Source organism: Salinimicrobium profundisediminis, assembly GCF_026241755.1.
GTDB classification, from domain to species: domain Bacteria; phylum Bacteroidota; class Bacteroidia; order Flavobacteriales; family Flavobacteriaceae; genus Salinimicrobium; species Salinimicrobium profundisediminis.
On sequence record NZ_JAPJDA010000012.1, the window covers coordinates 37,556 to 59,620 of the forward strand.

22 protein-coding genes and 1 tRNA gene are annotated in these 22,065 nt (G+C 41.7%); 11 read left to right on the plus strand and 12 right to left on the minus strand.

Translation table 11 applies throughout. The annotated features are described in order from the left end of the window. Positions 1-89 precede the first annotated feature (89 nt). Both OQ279_RS08525 and OQ279_RS08530 read left to right on the plus strand, forming a co-directional pair. The gene (locus tag OQ279_RS08525; protein WP_266069470.1) at positions 90-446 is read left to right on the plus strand and encodes a DUF8840 domain-containing protein; all 357 of its coding nucleotides are present in this window, start codon (positions 90-92) and stop codon (positions 444-446) included. A gap of 2 nt (positions 447-448) precedes the next feature. Beyond that, positions 449-1,465, plus strand: a complete 1,017-nt coding sequence (locus OQ279_RS08530; protein ID WP_266069471.1) for an FAD:protein FMN transferase — start codon at positions 449-451, stop codon at positions 1,463-1,465. A 174-nt stretch (positions 1,466-1,639) separates the two neighbouring features. Here the strand turns inward: OQ279_RS08530 and OQ279_RS08535 are convergent, their stop codons facing one another. Genes OQ279_RS08535 through gpmI form a run of 6 tightly spaced genes read right to left on the minus strand, consistent with a single transcriptional unit; the run spans position 1,640 to position 6,299 of the window. After that, on the minus strand, positions 1,640-2,407 hold the full coding sequence (locus tag OQ279_RS08535; RefSeq protein WP_274704456.1) for a class I SAM-dependent methyltransferase: 768 nt from the start codon (positions 2,405-2,407) through the stop codon (positions 1,640-1,642). Next, positions 2,404-2,967 (minus strand): HNH endonuclease signature motif containing protein, encoded by a 564-nt coding sequence (locus OQ279_RS08540; protein WP_266069472.1) that lies wholly within the window; start codon positions 2,965-2,967, stop codon positions 2,404-2,406. Before OQ279_RS08540 ends, OQ279_RS08535 begins: the two co-directional genes overlap by 4 nt. Next, positions 2,960-3,784, minus strand: coding sequence for a type I methionyl aminopeptidase (gene map, locus OQ279_RS08545; RefSeq protein WP_266069473.1), 825 nt, complete (start codon positions 3,782-3,784; stop codon positions 2,960-2,962). The genes OQ279_RS08540 and map overlap by 8 nt, the downstream gene beginning before the upstream one ends. After that, positions 3,781-4,197, minus strand: a complete 417-nt coding sequence (locus OQ279_RS08550; RefSeq protein ID WP_266069475.1) for a BT0820 family HAD-type phosphatase — start codon at positions 4,195-4,197, stop codon at positions 3,781-3,783. Before OQ279_RS08550 ends, map begins: the two co-directional genes overlap by 4 nt. 33 nt (positions 4,198-4,230) lie before the next feature. Continuing rightward, positions 4,231-4,779 (minus strand): thioredoxin family protein, encoded by a 549-nt coding sequence (locus tag OQ279_RS08555; protein WP_266069476.1) that lies wholly within the window; start codon positions 4,777-4,779, stop codon positions 4,231-4,233. 2 nt (positions 4,780-4,781) lie between these two features. After that, positions 4,782-6,299, minus strand: coding sequence for a 2,3-bisphosphoglycerate-independent phosphoglycerate mutase (gene gpmI, locus OQ279_RS08560; protein ID WP_266069477.1), 1,518 nt, complete (start codon positions 6,297-6,299; stop codon positions 4,782-4,784). A gap of 271 nt (positions 6,300-6,570) precedes the next feature. On the opposite strand from gpmI, the gene OQ279_RS08565 reads away from it, so the two are divergent. Then, entirely contained in the window at positions 6,571-7,326 is a 756-nt protein-coding gene (locus OQ279_RS08565; protein WP_266069478.1) for a murein L,D-transpeptidase catalytic domain family protein, read from the plus strand. Positions 7,327-7,330: 4 nt separating this feature from the next. Here OQ279_RS08565 and OQ279_RS08570 read toward each other — a convergent pair whose 3' ends face one another. Genes OQ279_RS08570 through OQ279_RS08585 form a run of 4 tightly spaced genes read right to left on the minus strand, consistent with a single transcriptional unit; the run spans position 7,331 to position 10,243 of the window. Next, complete coding sequence (locus OQ279_RS08570; protein ID WP_266069479.1) at positions 7,331-8,944, minus strand: L,D-transpeptidase family protein; 1,614 nt, start codon at positions 8,942-8,944, stop codon at positions 7,331-7,333. Continuing rightward, positions 8,941-9,384, minus strand: coding sequence for a GNAT family N-acetyltransferase (locus OQ279_RS08575; protein ID WP_266069480.1), 444 nt, complete (start codon positions 9,382-9,384; stop codon positions 8,941-8,943). Before OQ279_RS08575 ends, OQ279_RS08570 begins: the two co-directional genes overlap by 4 nt. After that, positions 9,385-9,681 (minus strand): GNAT family N-acetyltransferase, encoded by a 297-nt coding sequence (locus tag OQ279_RS08580; protein ID WP_266069481.1) that lies wholly within the window; start codon positions 9,679-9,681, stop codon positions 9,385-9,387. 1 nt (position 9,682) lies between these two features. Next, positions 9,683-10,243, minus strand: coding sequence for a ClpP family protease (locus OQ279_RS08585; RefSeq protein WP_266069482.1), 561 nt, complete (start codon positions 10,241-10,243; stop codon positions 9,683-9,685). 31 nt (positions 10,244-10,274) lie between these two features. On the opposite strand from OQ279_RS08585, the gene OQ279_RS08590 reads away from it, so the two are divergent. From OQ279_RS08590 to OQ279_RS08605, 4 genes are all read left to right on the plus strand, one after another. After that, entirely contained in the window at positions 10,275-10,727 is a 453-nt protein-coding gene (locus tag OQ279_RS08590; RefSeq protein WP_266069483.1) for a GNAT family N-acetyltransferase, read from the plus strand. A gap of 53 nt (positions 10,728-10,780) precedes the next feature. Beyond that, positions 10,781-10,853: transfer RNA gene (locus tag OQ279_RS08595), tRNA-Gly, on the plus strand. Positions 10,854-11,195: 342 nt separating this feature from the next. Continuing rightward, a complete protein-coding gene (locus OQ279_RS08600; protein WP_266069484.1) occupies positions 11,196-12,017 on the plus strand; it encodes a GNAT family N-acetyltransferase in 822 nt (273 codons plus the stop codon). 71 nt (positions 12,018-12,088) lie between these two features. After that, entirely contained in the window at positions 12,089-12,694 is a 606-nt protein-coding gene (locus OQ279_RS08605) for an alpha-ketoglutarate-dependent dioxygenase AlkB family protein (RefSeq protein WP_266069485.1), read from the plus strand. Here OQ279_RS08605 and OQ279_RS08610 read toward each other — a convergent pair. Beyond that, positions 12,672-13,601, minus strand: a complete 930-nt coding sequence (locus OQ279_RS08610) for a glutaminase (protein ID WP_266069486.1) — start codon at positions 13,599-13,601, stop codon at positions 12,672-12,674. The two genes, OQ279_RS08605 and OQ279_RS08610, sit on opposite strands and share 23 nt — an antisense overlap. Continuing rightward, positions 13,588-14,295, minus strand: coding sequence for a dipeptidase PepE (pepE, locus tag OQ279_RS08615; RefSeq protein WP_266069487.1), 708 nt, complete (start codon positions 14,293-14,295; stop codon positions 13,588-13,590). Before pepE ends, OQ279_RS08610 begins: the two co-directional genes overlap by 14 nt. Positions 14,296-14,524: 229 nt before the next feature. Between pepE and OQ279_RS08620 the strand changes: the two genes are divergently transcribed. From OQ279_RS08620 to OQ279_RS08635, 4 genes are all read left to right on the plus strand, one after another. Further along, positions 14,525-15,319, plus strand: a complete 795-nt coding sequence (locus OQ279_RS08620; protein WP_266069488.1) for a BamP family beta-assembly machinery protein — start codon at positions 14,525-14,527, stop codon at positions 15,317-15,319. A 116-nt stretch (positions 15,320-15,435) separates the two neighbouring features. Further along, positions 15,436-16,236, plus strand: a complete 801-nt coding sequence (locus OQ279_RS08625; RefSeq protein WP_266069490.1) for a BamP family beta-assembly machinery protein — start codon at positions 15,436-15,438, stop codon at positions 16,234-16,236. 792 nt (positions 16,237-17,028) lie between these two features. Then, positions 17,029-20,247, plus strand: a complete 3,219-nt coding sequence (locus OQ279_RS08630) for a SusC/RagA family TonB-linked outer membrane protein (RefSeq protein WP_266069491.1) — start codon at positions 17,029-17,031, stop codon at positions 20,245-20,247. A 17-nt stretch (positions 20,248-20,264) separates the two neighbouring features. Next, positions 20,265-22,058 (plus strand): RagB/SusD family nutrient uptake outer membrane protein, encoded by a 1,794-nt coding sequence (locus OQ279_RS08635; RefSeq protein ID WP_266069492.1) that lies wholly within the window; start codon positions 20,265-20,267, stop codon positions 22,056-22,058. Positions 22,059-22,065 lie beyond the last annotated feature (7 nt).

The window sequence follows — 22,065 nt, forward strand, 5'->3', positions numbered from 1 at the left end:
GAAGTTAAAATATTTAAAAACAGCTGCCTTTTGGTGGCTGTTTTTGATTTGGGCACATTATATTAAGCTGAATTGACTAATTTTGAGCTATGTCACAATTAACCGATCAGGAACTGCATAATCTTGCAATGAACATTGTAGGTAAAGATCTGGAAGAACAGGGATATGAATTTCTAGGGGTCAATAGTGATTTTAAAAAAGACCCTCAGTTCGTGGCTTTAAGGGATAAAAAGTTGCACTTTGTTGTAGTGCGGGCAATAGAATATCCACACGATCCGCGAGATATTGATATGATTTTTTTGGAAACTGTAAAAGAGCAGGCTTTAAAATTTGATGCCCGTACTTTTTATGCCGGCGTGGGGCTCGCAAATTCCAAAGACTATGAATTGCCCGTAATGAGTTCAGAAGATTACGTAGTTAATTACCCCGGATTAAAAGAAATCTAAAAATGACATTTTTGAGACCTGCTGTTAGATTGCTGCTGTTATGTGCCCTGATTGTTTCATGTTCGCAGGCAGATAAGGAAAGAAGCGCTTTTGGAGAAGCCCTTGGCACTACCTACTCCATAAGCTACTATTCCGAAGAAGACATTCCCCTTGAGAAAGCTCTCGACTCTATTTTTGAACGGGTAAATCAGTCTATGAGCACCTACAGGGAATCTTCAGATATTTCAAGGATAAATAGGGGAGACAGCCTGGTAGTGGTAGACACTCTTTTTCAGAATGTATTTAAACTCTCTAAAAAAGTGTGGCGCAAAAGTAACGGCTACTTTGATCCTACTGTGGGAGATCTCGTAAATCAATATGGTTTTGGCCCTGAAAATGGCCCTAAAGAAATAGATTCAATGACTATAGATTCTCTTATGCAGTTTGTTGGCTTTGATAAACTTCAATTAAAAGGGGACCGACTTATAAAAGAAACTCCCCAAATTTATCTCGATTTTAATGCTATTGCTAAAGGTTATACCATTGATCTTATAGGTCATTTCCTCAATTCTAAAGGTGTTGATGATTATTTGATTGAATTGGGCGGTGAGCTTTTGGCAAAAGGGGTAAACCGAGAGAGAGAATCCTATTGGACTGTGGGAATAGATGACCCCACCCAGGAGGAGGGGCAAAGGGAATTAACTGCTACCATAGGCTTGCAGAACAAGGCCATGGCAACTTCGGGGAATTACCGCAAACACCGTACAGATCCTGAGACTGGTGCACAATATGTGCATACCATTAATCCGCTCACCGGTTTTGCCCAAAAAAGTGATTTGCTTAGCGTAACTGTTCTTGCTGAAAATTGCGCTTTGGCCGATGCCTATGCCACTGCTTTTATGGCTATGGGATTTGACCTCTCAAAAATGGTACTTTCGCAGGAAGATAATTTGGACGCTTTCCTTATTTATTCTACGCTTGGAGGTGAAATGAAGGAATATGCCACCCCGGGTTTTGACGAACTTATGAAAGACTTATAGTCTAGTAGTGAGTATAGAGTATTGAGAACATTAGGTTGGTATCTTCTGATATGGTTCTCCAGGTAATTCCCAGCAAAATTCTCTGGCTATTTACCTTCTGATTCACTTTATCTCCCATGAGAAATTTCTAATCCCTAATCCCCAATTCCCAATCCCCAATTAACCAATAACCAACTACTTCCTTGCCACCGGAATAATTTCTCCCTTTGCGAGCCGGTATTTATCTACCAGTTGTAAATCCATTTGAGAGGTAAGGTCTACTTCTTCTACCCTAAAGCCAACTTCTCTTAGTTTGTCGAAGTAATCTCGTCCATACACCCTTACATGGTCGTATTGGCCAAAGATATTTGCGCGTTCGGCAGGATCTGTAATGGAATCGTCTTCAAATGTTTTTTCACGGTTTAAATCCTGCGGAATTTGCAGAATGGCAGTGCCACCAGGAGTAAGGATCCTGTATATTTCCTGCATTGCTTTAGTGTCATCGGGAATGTGTTCGAGGACGTGGTTACACAAGATGAAGTCAAAGCTGTTATCTTCAAACGGAAGGTCGCAAATATCGGCTTTTACGTCGGCTAAAGGTGAGTTGAGATCTGTGGTAGTATAATCAAGGTTATTCAATTTCCTGAAACGTTTGTAAAAAGCCTGTTCAGGGGCAAAATGCAGTACTTTATGCGGGGCTGTGAAGAAAGTGGTGTGGTCTTTCAGGTAAAGCCATAATAGCCGGTGCCGCTCCAGGGAAAGGGTAGAGGGCGAAAGCACGTTTTCTCGTTGCTGCCCGTACCCATAGGGCAAAAACTTTGAAAAACTTCGGCCGTCAATGGGATCTGTGTATTTACTTCCGCGGAGGCTAAGTACAAAAAGGGGTTTTACCGCATAGCTAAGGCGAATAAGTACAGGCCGGGGAATCCTGTTCAGAAAAAACTTGAAAGCTTTTCCAATCATACCTTGATATCTCCCCAGTTTTCTCCCGATTTGATGCGGTAGAGCTGCATTTCTGAAACCCCAAATTGCTTTGCCAGCACCCTTATGCGGGTTTTTCGGTTGGGGTCGAGTAGTTTTTTCTTAAGTACTGTGGCCTGGGCATAACTTAGCTTGGAGTAGCATTTTATGGTGCCCAGCTTTCGCTTCAGCTTATTTTCCTTTACCTGCGGATTGTTCTGCTGATGCGCAACCCACTCCTTTTTTGTCACCCAGGCAAGGTTGCTCACCTTATTTTCTGTCTTGTTGTAGTTCTTGTGAATAACATATTCGTCTCCTTCTTTCTTCGGAAGAAAAAGTTCGGCAACCACCCGGTGAATATAACAGGCTTGTTTTTTGCCATTTTTGAGGGTCGCGACAAAGGTGAGGAAGCCCTGCGACTTGCCTCCTTTTAATAGGTCTCCGTCAGGATTTTTCACATAGCTCACCACTCTCCCGTAATTAGAAACAGCATACCTGAAGCGGTCTTGCCATTTCTCTCTGGAGTAGGGGAGCCATTTTTCCTGGCGAAAATTTTTAATCATGGAAGTTGATTGTTTGTGCCCTAAATTCTTCTTCTTCATTGCTTTCTATTCCCAGCGCCTCATAAATGTAATGAAAAGTTGATAATAGTTCTGGCTTTCCATCAATTAAAGCTACATCATGTTCAAAGTGGGCACTTGGTTTATTATCTGCAGTGAGAATGGTCCAGCCGTCGCGTAATTGTTTAATTCGGTGTGTACCGGCATTGATCATAGGCTCAATGGCTACTACCATACCTTCAATGAATTTCTTTCCGCGGCCGCGTTTTCCGTAGTTCGGCATTTCGGGATCTTCGTGCATTTTTTCTCCCAGGCCATGGCCCACCAGTTCCCTTACCACGCCAAAACCGTTCTTTTCGGCATGTTGCTGAATGGCAAAACCTACATCTCCCACACGGTTCCCCAGTTTAAATTCTCTTATCCCTATGTAGAGGGATTCTTTGGTAACATCCAGTAATTTTTGTGTTTCAGGGGCAATTTCTCCTACCCCAAAGGTGTAGGCATGATCTCCGTAAAATCCATTTTTAAAGGCTCCGCAATCAATAGAAATCACATCTCCTTCCTTGAGAGGCTCGTTATTAGGAATACCATGTACCACCTGGGCATTGGGGCTCATACATAAAGAATTGGGGAAATCGTACATTCCAAGAAAACCCGGCTCGGCACCGTGGTCACGAATAAACTCTTCGGCCATTTTATCGAGCTGCAGGGTGGTAACCCCCGGCTTAACTTCAGAAGCCAGCATTCCAAGTGTTTTCGACACGATTAGGGCGCTGTGGCGAATAAGTTCAATTTCTTCTCTGGTTCTTTGTATGATCATAACTTTTTAAAAATACTTAGCAATTTATTCTTTTTTTTGGGCAGCACGGGATCAACTTTAGAAGTCTCTATAAGTTGATGATAGATCTCCCCCCAGGGGGGGAGACCATTAATATTGCGGTCGTCTATAAAAAGATCGGCCAGGATCTTACGACTCATGGCCTTCTCTTCAAATTCCTCTTCCGGATAACTTTTATTGACTGCATAAAAGCTGATGCCTTTGCTCTCGCAAAAGTCTACAGCTTCCTGTAATTTAACTCCGCTTCTATAAGTCCAGAGTATGATTTGATGTCCTTCCTGTTGAAGTTTCTGTAAAGCTTCAAAAGCAAACAAAATGGGTTTGCCTATTTCGGGATAGCGGTTTTCCACCAATGTTCCGTCAAAATCTACAGCTATTGTCAACAATTTGGGCATATGCAAAAATAACAATTTAAATGGCAGCGAAAACTACTCGTAAGAGTGCTTGTATTCCTGCCCCGAAACTATTTTTGCAATATCATCTTCCAGCTCTTCCTGCGGGTATTCTACAAACCTGCCTACTTCTTCACCATCTTTAAAAAAGATAATAGTGGGAACGTAAATAACATCATACTCCTGTTCCATTTCATTAGGGAGGGTTTTGTCTTCCCTTACCGCCATTACCTGCAGCCTGTCTAAATCATAATCGCTAAGCTCCAGTAACTTATAAAATTTCGGAACTTCCCGTTGGCTATCGGCACACCAGGTTCCCATGAACATCATGATATCGTACTCATTAATATTCTCTTTAATTGTGCTGAGTGCTTCCTCTCCCGGTTTATAGGATTGGTACATTGGGTCAAACCAGGCAGAATAGGGCGCTTGTTGTAAATCTTCAAAATTAATCTCTCCAATTAAGTTCCCTGCTTCTTCCTCCTGTGAAACCGGTTCTGTCGTCTTCTGTTCATTCTCTGTATTTCCGGTATTTCCGCAATTGGACGCCGTGATCAACAGCAATAAATAAAGGAATATCTTCATCTTTAAAAGAGTGGTTTTTGTGTCATTAGTTCAGGTTGTTCAACGCCCATCAACTTTAAAATTGTAGGTGCAATGTCTCCAAGAATACCATCCTTAACCGCTTTTATATCGTTGTCTATAAGAACAAACGGTACCGGGTTGGTAGTATGTGCTGTATTTGGACTGCCATCTTCATTGATCATGAACTCACTGTTTCCATGATCGGCAATTACAAGTACAGAGTAGTCATTAGCTACGGCAGCATCCACAACTTTTTTGGCACATTCATCAACTGTTTCGCAGGCTTTAACCGCGGCTTCAAAAACTCCTGTATGCCCAACCATATCTGGATTGGCAAAGTTAAGGCAAATGAAGTCGGCCGATTTCTGATTGATTTCAGGCACAATAGCGTCAGTCAGTTCATAAGCGCTCATTTCAGGTTGCAGGTCATAAGTTGCCACCTTGGGAGAGTTGATCATAATGCGGCGTTCTTTGTGAAAAGGGTTTTCCCTTCCGCCAGAAAAGAAGAAAGTAACATGTGGGTACTTTTCTGTCTCGGCAATTCTTATCTGTGACTTTCCGGCGTGTTCAAGAACTTCACCAAGCGTAGCTTTGATATCTTCTTTGCTGAAAACAACATGAACATTTTTAAATGTTTCATCGTAACGGGTGATAGTTACAAAATACAGTGGTAAAGCCTTCATTTCCTGCTCCGGGAAATCCTGTTGCGTAAGAGCTGCTGTAAGTTGTCTTCCGCGGTCGGTTCTAAAGTTGAAGAAGATCACCACATCTTCTTCTGAAACCTTAGCCACAGGATTGCCTTGGCTATCGGTCATCACAATTGGCTTAATGAATTCGTCGGTAACGCCTTCATCATAGCTTTTCTGAATAGCTTCCACAGCGTTTTGACAGGGTTCTCCTTTGCCATTCACTATAAGATCATAGGCCAATTTTGTGCGCTCCCAGCGTTTATCGCGGTCCATGGCATAATATCTACCAATAACCGAAGCCAGTTTACCATTGGTTTTATTTAAATGATCTTCCAGGTCTTCAATAAAACCTTTTCCCGAATTGGGATCTACATCACGACCATCAGTAAAAGCGTGCACATATTTTTGGGAGATGCCAAATTCTTCAGCAGCGGTGAGTAGTCCTTTAAGGTGATTAATGTGAGAATGCACTCCGCCATCACTTACAAGGCCCATAAAATGTATGGCTTTATTATGCGTTTTGGCGTAGTTGAAAGCCTGTTCCAAAACCGGCTCTTTTCCAAGCGAATTATTCTGTACCGCCAGGTTGATCTTTGCCAGGTCCTGGTAAACTATTCGTCCGGCACCAAGGTTCATATGGCCAACCTCGCTGTTGCCCATTTGTCCTTCAGGTAAGCCAACGTTCATTCCGTCGGTGCGTAACTTGCTGTGAGGGTATTTGTTATAAAGGGAATCAATAAAAGGTGTATTTGCCTTATCAACGGCCGAAGTGTTGGGGTCATTGCTGATCCCCCAGCCGTCCAGGATCATCAATATTACTTTTTTATTCATTGAATTAGGGTATTTTCACAAAGATACGAAATATGCATAGTAAGGAAAGCTTGTAAGGCCGTTATAATTAGGCTGAAAAGCAGAAATAGCTCAAAAGATATTTTTTAACACTTAAAGGTTTAAATTATACAATATTTTTAAGATTTTGCAGTTCTTATAAGAGGTGGAGGTGAATGTTAAAATACTCATTATTACTGAATTAATTGATCATCTTCCCTTTTTGGTATGACCTTTGAAACATTATAGGCAACTAACTATTTAACAAAAAGATATGATAAACAACACAACTGTATTTGCTCTTCTTCTTACAATAAGTGCCTCCTTTGCCTTTACCACCAATTCCTTAAATTCTGAAAAAGTCTTTGCTAAAAAAACTTCTGAAAAAGAAGTGATCGAGGTAAAAACCGAATTAACTGCCGAAGAGAAGATTAATCTTCTTTACGAGGAATTCGCTGCTGTAAATGCACAAATGCCTTCAAAGGTTTCTTTTACCTATGCAATTACCGGGTATAACAAACTTGAAAATGAAGAAAAGATTGAAAACAGACTGTTGAGTATCGTAGACTTCAGCCTTCCTTCCACCGAAAAAAGATTGTGGATCCTTGATATGGAAACCAACGAGATCATTTACCATACTTATGTTTCTCATGGAAAGAACACCGGAGGAAATATGGCAACTAAATTCTCAAACACACCAAATTCGCTGCAGAGTTCCCTCGGATTCTATGTTACTGCGGAAACTTACTACGGAAAAAACGGACTTTCACTTTTCATCGATGGCATGGAAGAGGAATTTAACTCAAATGCCCGTGACCGATATGTAGTGATCCACGGTGCAGATTATGCACAGGAATCGTCTATCAAAAGGCTTGGCAGGTTAGGCCGTAGCTACGGATGCCCTGCCGTACCGACAGAAGTTTCCAAAGAGATCATCAATAAGATCAAGGGAGGGTCGGCCTTATTCATTTACCACACGAATAAGGATTATATCTCTAACTCCACTTATTTGAATTCTCAATCGGTTTAAAAAGCTATTCAGTTAATTTCGTGTAGATCTGTTCATCGAGATCGTACACGTCATTTAAAATAACAGTTTCATTCCCGGCCCGCCAGGCAGTCCAGTAAAAATGATGGACCTGGATGGGCCGGTTCACTTTTACAGTAGTTGTTTCCCCGGTTTCAATGATTTCATGGATCCTTTCCTTTTGCCAGTCATCCTGGTTCTCTACCACGTAAGCAGCCAAATCAACAGCATCTTCTACCCTCACACAGCCCGAACTTTCTGCGCGCTGGGTTTGGCTAAACAGGCTTTTTGCAGGGGTATCGTGTAAATAAATAAGATATTTATTCGGGTACATGATCTTTACCCGCCCCAGCGGATTCGCAGGTCCGGCCCTTTGAGTGATGTTGTAGTTTAGCGCTTCATCGCTGCTCCAGTCCACGCTTGATGGGTCTACACGTTCACCACTACGGGTGGTAATGGTCATGTTGTTATTGCTTAAATAAGAGCGGTTTGCTGCCATTTTTGGAAGTACATCCTGCGACTTGATCGTTGGCGGAACCGTCCAGGTAGGATTGATCACCAGGTGATCTATAGTATCCGAAAAAATAGGGGTGGGGCGTTCTTTAGCTCCGGCGATCACGTTATGTTTCCTTATGGTGTCGCCATCTTTGATTACTGCCAGTTTAAAATTGGGAATATTGATCAAAATGTAATGCTCACCCAAATCTCTCGGGTACCAGCGCCATCTTTCTAGATTTGCCAGTATTTGATTGTAAACTTCTTGTGGTCCTTTATTAAGTTCATCAATGGTGGCATCTCCTATAATTCCGTCAGTTTGAATACTTTTCTTCTGCTGAAATTTTCTCACTGCATCTACCAAAGCTTCAGAATAGGTTTGCCCAATGCCTGAAGTATCAGCTTTAAAGACCCCAAGCTCCTGAAGCCTTTGTATAATAGCAGGAATTCGGGGATCTGTCTGCCCCGGTTCAATAATTTCTCCTCGTGAGATCTTGTTTATTGCAGTTTCCTGAGTCTTTTGTTCCTTATAATCAGCAAGGCTTTTTTTGAGCCCCTGGTAAACCTGGTGAGAAGGCTTCAGGTCTTCCAGGATTGCGCTTACTTCCTTCTGTTCAACAGCATCTTTCAAAAGCTTTCCGAAGTCTTTTTCTTTCCGGCTAATTCCCCAGAACTCGTGCAGCTTTTCAGGATCAAGTTTTCCGTAGTATAAGTGGCGGGCATAGGTGAGAAAAGCATCCGAAAGCAGCAGGTCAAGGCGTGCGGCCTGTTGTGAACTCAGGTCGGCAGTTGATAAAAGTGAATCAATCTCTTTTCCGTGGTAATCTTTAAAATTGAGGCCTTCTTCATCGGCTTCCTGCAGGCTGTTATACAGGGAATGAATGGTTTCTCCATCGCGCCAAAGAGATTTGTAATCCCTCCCGCTGTATACCTCTTCTAAAAGTCCCCCCTCAAAAATGTCATTTTTGGAAGAAATTTCTGTCTTGATGCCATCGGGTGAGGCTTCTGCAATTTTTTCTGAAGCTTTATCAGATGAAGCCCTGTCTGCCGGATTGTTTTTGTCGCCGGTACAGGCACCAAGGCTTAAAAATAAGATCGATAAGGGTAGTAAAAAGCTCTTTTTCATAATTCAGTAGGTGTTTTGTACATCACAATATGCATGCACACGTTTGGGATCATAAAGGCAGGGCCTGTAGTTGAATATCCATACTTTTTATAGAATTCCACGGCAGTTTCGCGCGCATTGAACCACAGTAAAGTATTCGGATTTCTACTTTTCAAGATTTCTTCCCCCTTATGAAGCAATTTTTCTCCCAGTTTCTGGTTGCGGTGAGAAGGCAGTACGGCCATTCCTCTAAGCTGGTACTGTATTGGGGTTTCAAAAATGGCATTTTTACGGGCTACAAAAGTGGCAACCGCCACTACTTGTTCTTCCTCAAAAAACCCCAGGTGAATGGTGTCTTCTTCGAGATCGCCCTCAAAAAAGCACTCTTTTAAAGGTCGGCCGGGGCGTAGTACTTCCTGGCGGACCTTATAAGTTTCTTCGGCTGATATTTGGCGGATCATTTATCCTTCGGTGGCCTGCACCTCCCGGTACTCCTCATGCCTTTCAAATTGTTTTGCGGCATAAGCGCAAAGAGGATCTATCTTGATCTCTTTTTCTTTGGCGAAGTCAACACTGTGTTTTACGAGGCTACTGGCCAGGCCTTCGCCGCTATATTTTGGATCGGTTTCGGTATGATCAATGGTCATGATCTGGTTGTCTTTCAGAGTATAGGTGAGTTCAGCCACAATTTCGCCGTCATCTTCAATGTAGAACATCCCTTTTCCGTCTGTTTCTTTATGCTGAATATCTTTGTTCATTTTATCCTTTTTGAATTATTTCGTCTACAATTCCGTAGTCTACAGATTCTGATGCATTCATCCAGTAGTCACGGTTGAAGTCTTTATAAATGCGTTCATAAGGCTGGCCGCAATTGTCGGCAAGAATTTGAGCGCTTTGTTCTTTGATCTTTAATATTTCGGCAGCCTGAATTTCAATATTGGAAGCCTGCCCCTGCGCACCTCCGCTTGGCTGGTGGATCATCACCTTGGCGTGCGGCTGAATGAATCTTCGTCCTTTAGCCCCGGCCGAAAGTAGGATTGATGCCATAGATGCGGCCAGGCCTGTACAAATGGTAGAAACCGGGCTGTTGAGGCTCAGCATCGTATCATAGATTGCAAAGCCCGATGTTACGTATCCTCCCGGACTGCTTATATAGAATTGTATTTCATCATCTCCCGTGGCATCCAGGTACATCATTCTTTCAATAACATGTTTTGCAGTTTTCTCGTTCACTGTGCCCCAAAGAAAAATTTTGCGTTCGTTGAGTAGGGACTGTTCTATGCGGTCCTGAATTTTTCCGGGTTTATCTGTGTCTTTCATTGTGTTTTTTAAATGATTGGTAGCTAAAAATATGACTATTTTTGCAGAAAAGATGGGGATGAACCTTGCATTTAACAAGATTTTAAAGGAAGAAATTCCGCATATCCTGCCTATGGTACAGGAGTTAATGGGGCAGCAATTTTCAAACGAGATCCTTACCCAAAGGTTTTCTGAAATGTTTGATCAAAATTACGAATGCTTTAAGATCACACATGATGAGCAAACGGTGGGTGTATTTGGGTTGTGGTTTATGACGCGGCATTATGCGGGGCGTTCTTGTGAACCCGATCATATTTTTATTAAGGAAGAATACCGAAGCAAAGGCGTAGGAAAAAGTTTATTTGAATTTATCTATAAATACGCGACCGAAAAAGGCTGTGAAACTTCAGAATTAAACAGTTACGTTCAAAACTACCGAAGTCATAAGTTTTACCTCAATGAAGGTTATGAAATCAAAGGGTATCACTTTTTAAAAAAGCTGTAAATTTTTCTTGAGCAATAAAAACTTTCGATATATATTTGCAGAGCAATATCAACGCGGGAGTAGCTCAGTTGGTAGAGCGTCAGCCTTCCAAGCTGAATGTCGCCGGTTCGAACCCGGTCTCCCGCTCAAAGCCTCGACGACAGTCGGGGCTTTTTTTTTGCGGGAGATTGGGTGAGAAGCCTATCCCGAGCCCCTCGTCAGGCTCGGGATAAACTCCGTCGAGGGGAACCCGGTCTCCCGCTCAAAGCCTCGACGAAAGTCGGGGGTTTTTTTGCTGCTGCACGGATTACAAATCCGCGCCAACTTCCGAAGCTTCGGAAATTCCCTCGTTAGGTTACGAATGAACGCCATCTCATCTAAAGGGTTTAGTATAATTCTTCAACAGACTTCCCTTTTTACGAATCCCGGAAATGATAGATTGATTAAATAATGGATTCGTTTAATTTTAAACCTTTTTTAGAATGATCCATGAAGATAAAAAATCTAGCCGGCGTTCCCTTTGAAAATGTGCTTTCCTGCTTTCTTTCTGCTTTTGAAGGTTATTTTATAAAACTGCCCGAAGATCCTAACTACTGGTGGGAGCGATTCACCATTGCCCGTGTAAACTGGGAGCTCTCCTTTGGAATGTTTGATGAAGATGAGCTGGTGGGCTATATTATAAATTGTGTGGATCAACACCGGGAGTCACTTACAGCATATAACACCGGCACAGGAGTGCTAGCTAATTACCGCGGAAGGGCAATCGTAGATCAACTTTATGAACACGCTATTCCTGTTTTAAAGGTTCACGGAGTTGAAAAATGTCTGCTGGAAGTGATCTGTGAGAATGAAAGGGCTTTAAAAGTGTATAACCGCATAGGCTTCGAGATTACCCGACAACTCCGCAGCTTTACCGGATCTCTTCCTGAAACTTCTTCGGAAATTACCCTTCAAAAATGTCATTTTTCGCAGGTAATTCAGAGTGGGCTTTATGAGGAAGCGCTTTATTCCTGGGACCATACGGCCAAAGCTGTAGCATTGATGCAAAACCGGGTTCAAACCTGGTGTTTAGGAGATCCCGACTCTCCTGAAGCTTACCTGGTGATCGATAATGGCGGGAATATCATTCAATTGTTTTCAAAAAGAGATAATTACCCCGAGCTTCTGACTGCTGCAGGCTGGTTAGCAAAAGAAGTTAAGCTGAAAAATGTAAGTGCCGCAAGAGAGAGCCTGATAAATACCCTTCAAAAATGGCATTTTTCGAATCCCGTAAACCAGTACGAGATGGAGATGGAAATCTCTTCCTTCTGAGCTAATATTGGGACTTCAGGAATTTTTTTTAACTTCAGCAGTAACACCTTTTAATTATAAACTTAAAAGTGATGCAGACTGCTTATCCTCCAAATATATTACCCAGTGATGGGAAAAGTTACTACTTCGGAAAAATACTTAACGAAAGTGAAGAGCAGCGTTTTTTCAATAATTTGCTGGATGAGGTGGCGTGGCAGCATGATGAGGTTATGATCTTTGGGAAGAAAATTGTTACCGCCCGAAAGACTGCCTGGTATGGCGACCGCGAATTTGAGTACACCTATTCAAAAATGACAAAAAAAGCAAAGCTCTGGATCCCGGAGTTATTAGAATTGCGAAAAAGGGTAGAGGAGGTGACGGGCCTGGAGTTCAATTCGTGCCTGCTCAATCTCTACCACAGCGGGGAAGAGGGAATGTCATGGCACAGTGATGCAGAAGCAGAGTTGGGAAAGCAGCCGGCAATAGCTTCTGTAAGCCTGGGTGTTGAACGTAGATTTGTTTTTAAGCACAAAACTTCAGCCGAAAAAATAGAACTTCAGCTTGAACCGGGCAGCCTTCTGCTTATGACCGGAGATACTCAGAAAAACTGGTTGCACAGCCTTCCGAAGTCAAAAAGAATTAAGGAGCCAAGGATCAATCTGACTTTCAGAAATATCAAAAGATTGAAAATCCGGTGAGGGTAGTGAGGCGTTCGAGGGAAGCCATTCCCAACGCTGAATTTCCTTTGGGGTTCAACGGCGGACTCCATACTGCCACTGCAAACCTGTCGGGGTGAACAGCAACTATGCCGCCGCCCACGCCACTTTTTCCCGGCAGGCCCACTTCAAAACTAAATTCCCCGGCTTCATCGTAAAATCCGCAGGTTTGCATGAGCGCATTAACCCTTTTTACCTGTCGGCCGGTGAGAAACTCTCTTTCAGAGCCTATGGTTGTACCGTTATTTGCGAAAATAATAAAAGCATTAGCCAGTTCCTGGCAAGACATGGCGATAGAGCACTGGTGAAAATAGAAATCGAGCACATCTTCTACATCGTTCTCAATATTTCCGAAAGATTTTAGGTAGTTAACCATGGCGTAGTTACGGTAACCTTTAGACTGCTCGGAGGCGGCCACCACGGGATCAAAATCAATTTGGGGGTTTCCGGTTATTTCATGAAGAAAGGTGAGGAGTGCAGCCTTGGCATTACTAAAGGAAGATACCAGTACATCGGCTACTACAAGCGCTCCCGCGTTTATAAAAGGATTCCGGGGAATACCCGAATCGTTCTCGAGCTGCGAAAGAGAGTTAAAAGGGTCTCCCGAAGGTTCAACGCCCACCCGGTTCCACAGCTTATCTCCCATGACTTTCATGGCAAGGGAGAGGGTGAAAACCTTGGAAATTGACTGGATAGAAAAGCGTTCCTGGCTGTCGCCAAAGCAATAGTTACTTCCGTCAAGATCATAGAGGTGCATGCCAAATTTGTTCGATGGCACCTTGGCCAGTTCGGGGATGTAAGATGCCACTTTGCCCGACCGTGGCTGGTCTATAAATTCCTGGTTGATCTGGTTGAGGATCTTTTGGTAATCTACGCTAGTTGAGGTCATTCAGCACTGTTTCCGGTTCTACTTCAAAGGGCTCTTTATCGGCTTCAAAAATTCGGGCGGTAAGTGTTCCTTTAAGCTTAATGTCTTTTCCTTTTACTTCCAGCCAGCTCCCTTCGCGAAGGCCTATTACCGGTGGTGTATTGTGACGGTGAAATTCCATGATACGTGTTTCGCGGGTTTCCCCTTTGTGGGTTGATTTAGGATCGGGATCCAGGTAGTGCGGATTGATATTGAAAGGCACGAGCCCAAGGGTATTAAAGGATGGCGGGTACACAATAGGCATATCATTGGTAGTTTTCATTGTGAGCCCGGCAATATTAGTCCCGGCACTGGTACCCAGGTAAGGTTTTCCGTGGTTTACAGCCTCTTTAAGTACAGCAAGCAAATCGTGCCTGTAGAGCTGTTGTACAAGGAGAAAGGTATTGCCTCCACCGGTAAAAAATCCGTCAGCCTGTTTCACAGCCTCATGCGGAGAATCAAATTCGTGGATGCCTTTAATCTTAAGGCCTGCTTTTTCAAAAGCTTTTTGTGCAGTTGCAGTGTAATCTTCATGAGAGATTCCGCCGGGGCGGGCATAGGGAATAAACAGAATGTTGCTGCAGTCTCTAAAATGGCTTTTTAGGAGGGGCAGTAAATATTCAAGATATTCCTGGTTGTGCAGGGTAGAAGTACTGGCAAGAATAAGATTTTTCATGCGGCTTGTTTAGTAATTGATGTAAAATTAAAAAATATGACACAGGGAGATTCTAAAATTTGGCCAATTCTGAAGAGAAAGCAGGTTAAGATGGTAAATAAAATGGCTTGAACAAGGCTTCAGAGGCTAATGAATATATATTTTGGGTTGAAGGATATTTAACGAAAGTTTAGTCGGGAATTAAATTTTTATAAAGAATAGATTTTGTTCCTTTAAGAAAATCAGCATTATGAAATCTTTATTATCCTGTATTGTTTTCTTTATTTCCTTCACAGTTTTGTCTCAGGACAGAGTGCAGATCAATGGTAGTGTAACCCCGCCGGTAGGGGAGACGCCCCAGGGTATTACCGTAGTGAACCGCACGGCCAAAAGTGCCACGGTGGTAAATGATCGGGGGAATTTTACCATAAGAGTGGTGGCCGGAGATACCTTACAGTTCTCGGCACTTCAATTTCAGGATTTTTCAGTAGTGGTAGATGAAGGCGTTGTAGAGAACCGGCAGCTCAACGTTTTTATTTCTGAAGCAGTAACCGAACTACCGGAAGTTGTAGTGAGCCCGTATGATCTTTCAGGAAATGTAGAGGTAGATGTAAAGATTATTCCTGTGGTATCGACCGATCTCCCTACAAAATCTGCTGCAGAAATTAATCCGTATAATCACACTTTTCGACCCGATTCACTGGTTTCTCCTCCCAATGCAGCTATGCGTAGTGGGATGATTTACAGCGGAATGAATTTTGCCAACATCTTTAGGAATATTTTCACCTCTCGTGATGTCACGACAACGGTGGGCGGTGATGACGACCTTGATGAGCAAATTCTTCAACTTCATGATGATGAATTTTTCCAGGATCAGCTTAATATCCCGGAAGAGGATATATCAGATTTCATTTATTTTGCTGCAGATAATGGCATTACGGAAGAAATGCTGAAACCAAAGAATGAGATGTTGCTAATAGAGTTTCTAGTAGCGCAAAGCCAGAAATACAAACAGCAGAAGGCGAATTCTCCTTCTGAAGATTAAGAGTTAAGAAAAAACACCCAGTAAAATTGACATTTTTGAGAGGTGAGTTTTAATATTTTTCTTTAATTATTACGCATTTGATGTAATTATGCCTGAATTTGGTCGTTATTTATAATATGAAGCATATCTACATTTTTATTTTGCTTTTCACCTCGTTTACGGCTGCTGCTCAATCTATAGGGGAAGTCGAAATTAAGGGAAGCATAAAAGTACCTGCGGAAGCTGACGCGCAGGGAATTTCGATCTACAACAAAACCACCGGGAAAGGTAGTGTTTCTAACAGGAATGGAGATTTTACGATTAGTGCGGGCTTAAATGATTCTCTTTACATTTCGGCTGTACAATATAGAGATCTTCTGGTGGTAGTTGATAAGAATATGGTAAGTACGCAAATTTTGCAGGTAGAGATTACCGAAGATATTAATGAACTTGCAGAAGTAGTAATAAAGCCTCATAACCTCACCGGAAACCTTGCAGCAGATCTTAAAAACATTCCCGTTTTAGAGCTAGACCTTCCCACCTGGTCTGCCGCGGAAATCATGGGTATGGATTACACCTTTTCACCCGATGCCCAGACAGGTGTTACAAATCCGGGAATGTCGGCAAATATGGAATATGGTTTTCAGCCAATAAAGATCATTGGCGGCCTTGTAGATCTTGTAGCTCCGGCTCCAAAAGACAGGTCTCAGGAAATACGAAGAGCAAGGGCAGGTTATGACCTGCTTGAGCGGGAGTTGCTGAACCGGTATGACCACGAATTTTTTCAGGAGGTCTTAAAGATCGATAAGGAAGAGATCCTGGCTTTTATTGCCTATCTGCACAAAAAAGGGGTATCTCACGCACTATTAGAAAAAGAAAACGAGCTACAGCTTTTAGACCTTATGGTGCTGCAAAGCACAGAATTTATGAAGCGGTAAGGAAGGTTATTTCTAAAAAAGAATGAAGTTCTGTCTTATCATCAAAAATAACAGTTTCTAAAGTTCCATTGAGCTTCCTTAAAAGACGAAAAGCTCTTCCTGAAGTTGAGACGATCGGAGTTAGAAAAGGTCTTAAAAGCTTTCTGATTTAAAAATTTTCCACACTAGTGCAACTTATAGCAGTAGTATATCTGGAAGACCTTCAGCAGGTGCTCAAAAATGACTTTTTTGAGAGCCTGTTCCTTGATATAATTGCTGAAGTATAATTTTAATTCCCTGCACTTTCTTTAATAGTGAATGATGAGGCACCGACCTGTCATATGAATGTTTTTACATTTTATTTCTCGCACTTTCCCTCATTTTATTTAAGGCAATCGATTGCATAAAAGTATTTCCTCTTTATCGATTTGTGGTATTGTTCCCTGACTTAAAATCGCTCTAAGTCGATTAATCCCCACATTTTTTAACACTGGTTTTACATCTGTATTAAATTTCTATTAATTTTATTTATGTAAAAATTGCTTTTATTGATTCTTTTCTCTAGGTTTGTGTAATCGATTACATTGTGGAAAAGAGCTTATAAATCTGTTTTAATTATCAAATATTAAAATAATAAGGAAGCTCATTAACTAAATGATAAGAACTCCAGTTTTTTGATGTTGTTTTTTCTCAAATGGCTGGGAATATTCAATAGAAATAACGAAAACGATTTAGTTGCAATTTCCTTTGAATGACGGATAGCTTAACCAGAACTATTAAATGATTAACCAATTTTAGTCCAGAATTATGAGTATGAAATTATTTAGTCTTTTCTCTAAGGAGTTTCTTTTGGTTTGCGGGTTTCTCCTGCTGCTAGGAGTTGATGCGCAGTCTCAGAATACAACTACTGTGAATGGAACTGTAGTTGATGCAGCAACTCAGGAACCTCTTCCTGGTGTCAATATTCTTGAAAAAGGAACTTCTAACGGAACTATGACAAATTTTGACGGTGAGTTTTCTATTACAGTTTCGAGTCCTAATGCTGTTTTAATATTCAGTTACGTGGGGTTTGCCCCTCTCGAAGTTAAAGTAGACAGTAGAACTACCATTGATGCGGCACTTGAGTTGGATCAAAATGCTTTAGATGAAGTTGTAGTAGTAGGTTATGGTACTACCAGAAGATCAGATTTAACAGGGTCAGTGGCTTCCATCTCCGGAGAAAAACTAGATGAACAGGCCAGGGCTAGTGTGGCTGAAACCCTTACAGGGAGACTTCCCGGGGTACAGGTGCTCGCTACCGAAGGTTCACCAGATGCCGAAATTAATATTCGAATACGAGGTAATGGTTCATTAACACAGGATAGTTCTCCTTTAATTATTGTAGATGGATTTCCTGTGGCCAGTATGTCTGATATCAGCCCGACCGATATTTCCAGTATTTCGGTCTTAAAAGATGCATCATCTACAGCTATTTATGGGTCCAGAGGGGCTAACGGGGTTATTATCATAACTACCAAAGATGGGGTTAATGGGAAGATCAATGTGAGTGTAAATGCTTTTCATGGTTTTCAAAAAATTGCTAATACCATTGATGTTTTGAGTCCGGAAGATTTCGTTAAGTGGCAATATGAATATGCTTTACTAGATGATCCAGAGAACCTTGACTCCTATGAGCAGCTTTTTGGTCTTTGGCAGGATTACGACCTATATGTGGGCCAGGAAGGAAATAACTGGCAAAAACAAGTCTATGGAAACATGGGTGAAGTTCAAAGTCATGATATCTCTATTAGAGGTGGGTCTGAGAAAGCCAACTACAGCTTTAATTATGCCCATTATGATGTAAATACTATAATGTTGGGTTCAGCTTATACAAGAGATAACCTGTCACTGGCACTTAAGAGCCAGGCAGGTGAAAAGGTAGACTTGTCTTTTACAGTAAGATATTCAGATACTGAGATTGATGGTGGAGGAACCAATGAGCAAAATGAAGTGTCCTCTGCAGATTCAAGACTTAAGTATAGTGTTCAATATTCTCCAATACCTATTTCTGGTCTTACTACAACTAACACCGATGAGGCCCTGACAGGGTATTTGGTTAATCCTTTTGTAGCTACTGCCGATAACCAAAGACAGCAACTAAGAAGGAGTTATAATATGCTTGGAAGTTTTGGATGGGATATTATGGATAATCTAAGATTTCAATCTGACTTTGGTCTTGATTATCGTATTGAGCAAGACTACCGCTATTATGGTAGGTCTACTTATTACGCAAGAAATAGACCATCTGCCGACAACCAGGGATTGCCATCGTTGGTCTATAGCGATCGAAAGCGTGAAAGCTTTAGGAATGCCAACACCATTAACTATGACTTTAACAAACATCTTGGAGAAGATCATAATCTCAAATTATTGGTAGGGCAGGAAATGATTCTAACCAAGGATAATGAAGAAACGGCTGAAATTCAGGGATTCCCTAAAGATTTTGATTTTGAGACAACAAGAAAATTAACTACCCAGGGTATTCCACAAAGCGTGGACAATTTCTACCGACCTGATGACAAGCTTTTGTCCTTCTTTGGTCGTGTAAATTATGATTTCAGAAGTAAATATTTACTTACTGCAACTTTCCGGGCTGATGGATCAAGTAAATTTTTGGGCGATAACCGATGGGGGTATTTTCCATCTGCCGCAGTAGCCTGGAAAATAAATGAAGAAGACTTCCTGCAAGACGTAGAATGGCTGGATGCTCTAAAATTAAGATTAAGTTATGGTGAGGCAGGAAATAATAATATTCCCGCTGGTCAAACGGTACAGAGCTTCCAGTCAAAAACCACCACTTATATTAATGGCATCCCCACATACTGGGCGGCTTCCAACGCTTTGGCTAATCCTGATTTGAAATGGGAGACTACTGTGACACAGAATGCAGGTATTGATTTCGAAATTATGAAGGGGCTACTACAAGGTAGTGTGGAGACCTATAAAAATGTGACCACAGATCTATTACTTGCTTTTAGAACACCGGGTTCAGGATATGAATTTCAATACCGAAACCTTGGGGAGATTCAGAACACCGGGGTCGAGGGGTCTTTAAATTTTTATCCGCTAGCAGAGGAGAATTATGGATTGAGTTTTGGCTTGAATATGTCGGCCAATAAGAACAAGATTAACTCCTTGGGTACTTTAGAAGATTACCAGGATTATTCTGGTTGGGCTTCTTCAGAGATTTCTAATGGGGATTATGCTGTTTGGGTAGGACATCCGGTTGGAGCCATGTATGGTTTTAAGAATGATGGTCGCTATGAAGTGTCAGATTTTAATTATGACCCTGAACTTAATTCTTACACTCTTAAATCTGATGTAGTAGATGCTACAGATATTGTAGGGGAGTTAATGCCGGGATCCTTAAAACTAAAAGATATAAATGGAGATGGCGTAGTGAATATTGAAGATAATTCTATTATAGGTGATGCAAATCCCGATTTCACAGGAGGGTTTGTCATAGATGCTTATGCTTACGGATTTGATTTTTCTGCAGCCTTCAACTTTAGCGTAGGGAATGATGTATATAATGCTAATAAAATTCAGTTTACAACTGCTAGTGAAAGTGGTCAATACAGAAATCTAAGTACTGTAATGGCAGATGGTAACAGGTGGACGAATCTTAATCCTGAAACCGGCCAGCTTATAAGCGACCCTGAAGAACTGGCAGCTGCCAATGCTAACACAACTATGTGGTCGCCTTACATGCGTAATTATGTATTTAGTGATTGGGCAGTGGAAGATGGTTCATTCCTGAGATTGAATACACTTACATTAGGTTACACCTTGCCTGAGTCTCTTGTAGCAAAAGCTAATTTGACCAAATTAAGAGTGTATGCAACTGCAAATAATGTGTTTGTTCTTACCAACTATTCTGGTCTTGATCCTGAGGTTTCTACCAGAAGAAAAACGCCACTTACACCAGGAGTAGATTATTCTCCATTTCCAAGAAGTAGGCAAGTGGTATTTGGTTTAAACCTTAATTTTTAAAAAAAAATTACTTGAAAATGAAAAACTTATTTAAAATCTTTTCGGTATTGCTTCTAATATTCGTGGTGGTTTCTTGCGAGGATGATTTTCTGGATGAAGACTTCCTGGAAGCACCTGCAAATTCAACACTCGATAAATCGACTATTTTTTCTACGCTTGATTTAGCGAAGGGAGCTGTGGATGGCATTCTTGAACCCATGGGACAGACTAACTCCTATAGGGGAAGATGGATTCCTTACTACGGGTTTAATACTGATGTTGAGTACAACTACAGTTCTGGAAGTGAAGGTTCGGATGCCGACTTGTTGTATTATGATGCCAAGCCCAGCAATTCCAGGATGAATACAGATAATAATGCCTGGGCTATGATGTACCAGGGGATTGAGAGAGCAAACATAGCTATAGAAAATCTTCGTCTCTTTGGAAATCCTGAACCCGGGAATGCTTTTGGTCAACTTTTAGGAGCGGCACTAACATATAGAGCAATTTATTATGCAGATCTTATGAAAACCTGGGGAGATGTTCCTGCTCGTTTTGAGCCAATTTCTTCAGAGACACTATACTTACCAAAAACCAGTCGCGATACCATATACAAGAAACTTATTGCAGATCTTGGAGAAGCAGCAACTTTAGTTGCATGGCCAAATGAAAATGCTACAACCTCTTCCGTAGAACGTATAAATAAGGCTTTTGTAAAAGGATTCAGGGCTCGTCTTGCTTTGGTAGCTGCCGGATATCAACAATATCCTGATGGGGTGAGAAGAAGCAATGATCCAGATCTCTCTGTTGAGAAAATGTATCGTCTGGCTCTTGAAGAAGCCCGTGCTGTTATAAACAGTGGAAGGGCACATCTTGAACCATCTTTTGAAGGCTTCTGGAGGAAGTACAATAGTGAAGACACCAATGCGGGTGGAGAATCTCTTTGGGAAATACCTTTCGCCGATGGTCGTGGCAGGGTGTTATTTTCATTTGCTGTGCCTCATAACACTGTAGACCAGTTTACAGAGCAACCGCGAGGTGGTAATGCCGGGCCTACGCCAACAATATATTATGATTTTGATGAAGGCGATACTCGTAGAGATGTTTCGGCTGTACCCTTTGAGTGGGGTGCTGCAGTAGATGGTATTGCTAAACAAGAACTCACGGGTATAAACAGGTGGTACTTCGGAAAGTATCGATATGAATGGATGGATCGTAAAGTAACTTCTACAAATGATGATGGAGTAAACTTTATTTATATGCGATATGCTGAAGTTCTTCTAACTGCAGCCGAAGCAGCAAATGAACTGGAAGGCCCGGGAGCCGCAGCGCCATATCTTAAAGAGATTCGACGCAGGGCATTTCCTTCCGAAGTACATGCAGAAAAAGTAGATGCCTATGTCGATGGCCTTGGTTCTAAAGAAGCAATGTTCAATGCTATTGTTGAAGAATACAAGTATGAATTTACAGGGGAAATGGATCGTAAAATGGACCTTATCCGTTGGAACCTTTTAGGTGAAAAGCTTGATGAAGAAAGACAGGAGTTAGAAAATCTTGCCAACAGGACTGGTGATTACGTAAATGTACCAACCACCCTGTATTTCAAATACAAAGAAGACGGTATAACTCTGGATGTTTATGGGTTAAACAGAGGTGAGACGGGTAACCCGGGGCCAGAATATACTTCCTATTCATGGAACCAGCCCCTGGATGAAATAATTAACTCGTTGTACAAGCCGGGAGTTGATCCAGATAACAGACAATTTTGGCCCATATGGCAGGTTTTCATTGATGCGAGTAATGGTCAATTGGTGAACGATTACGGGTACTAGAACCCAA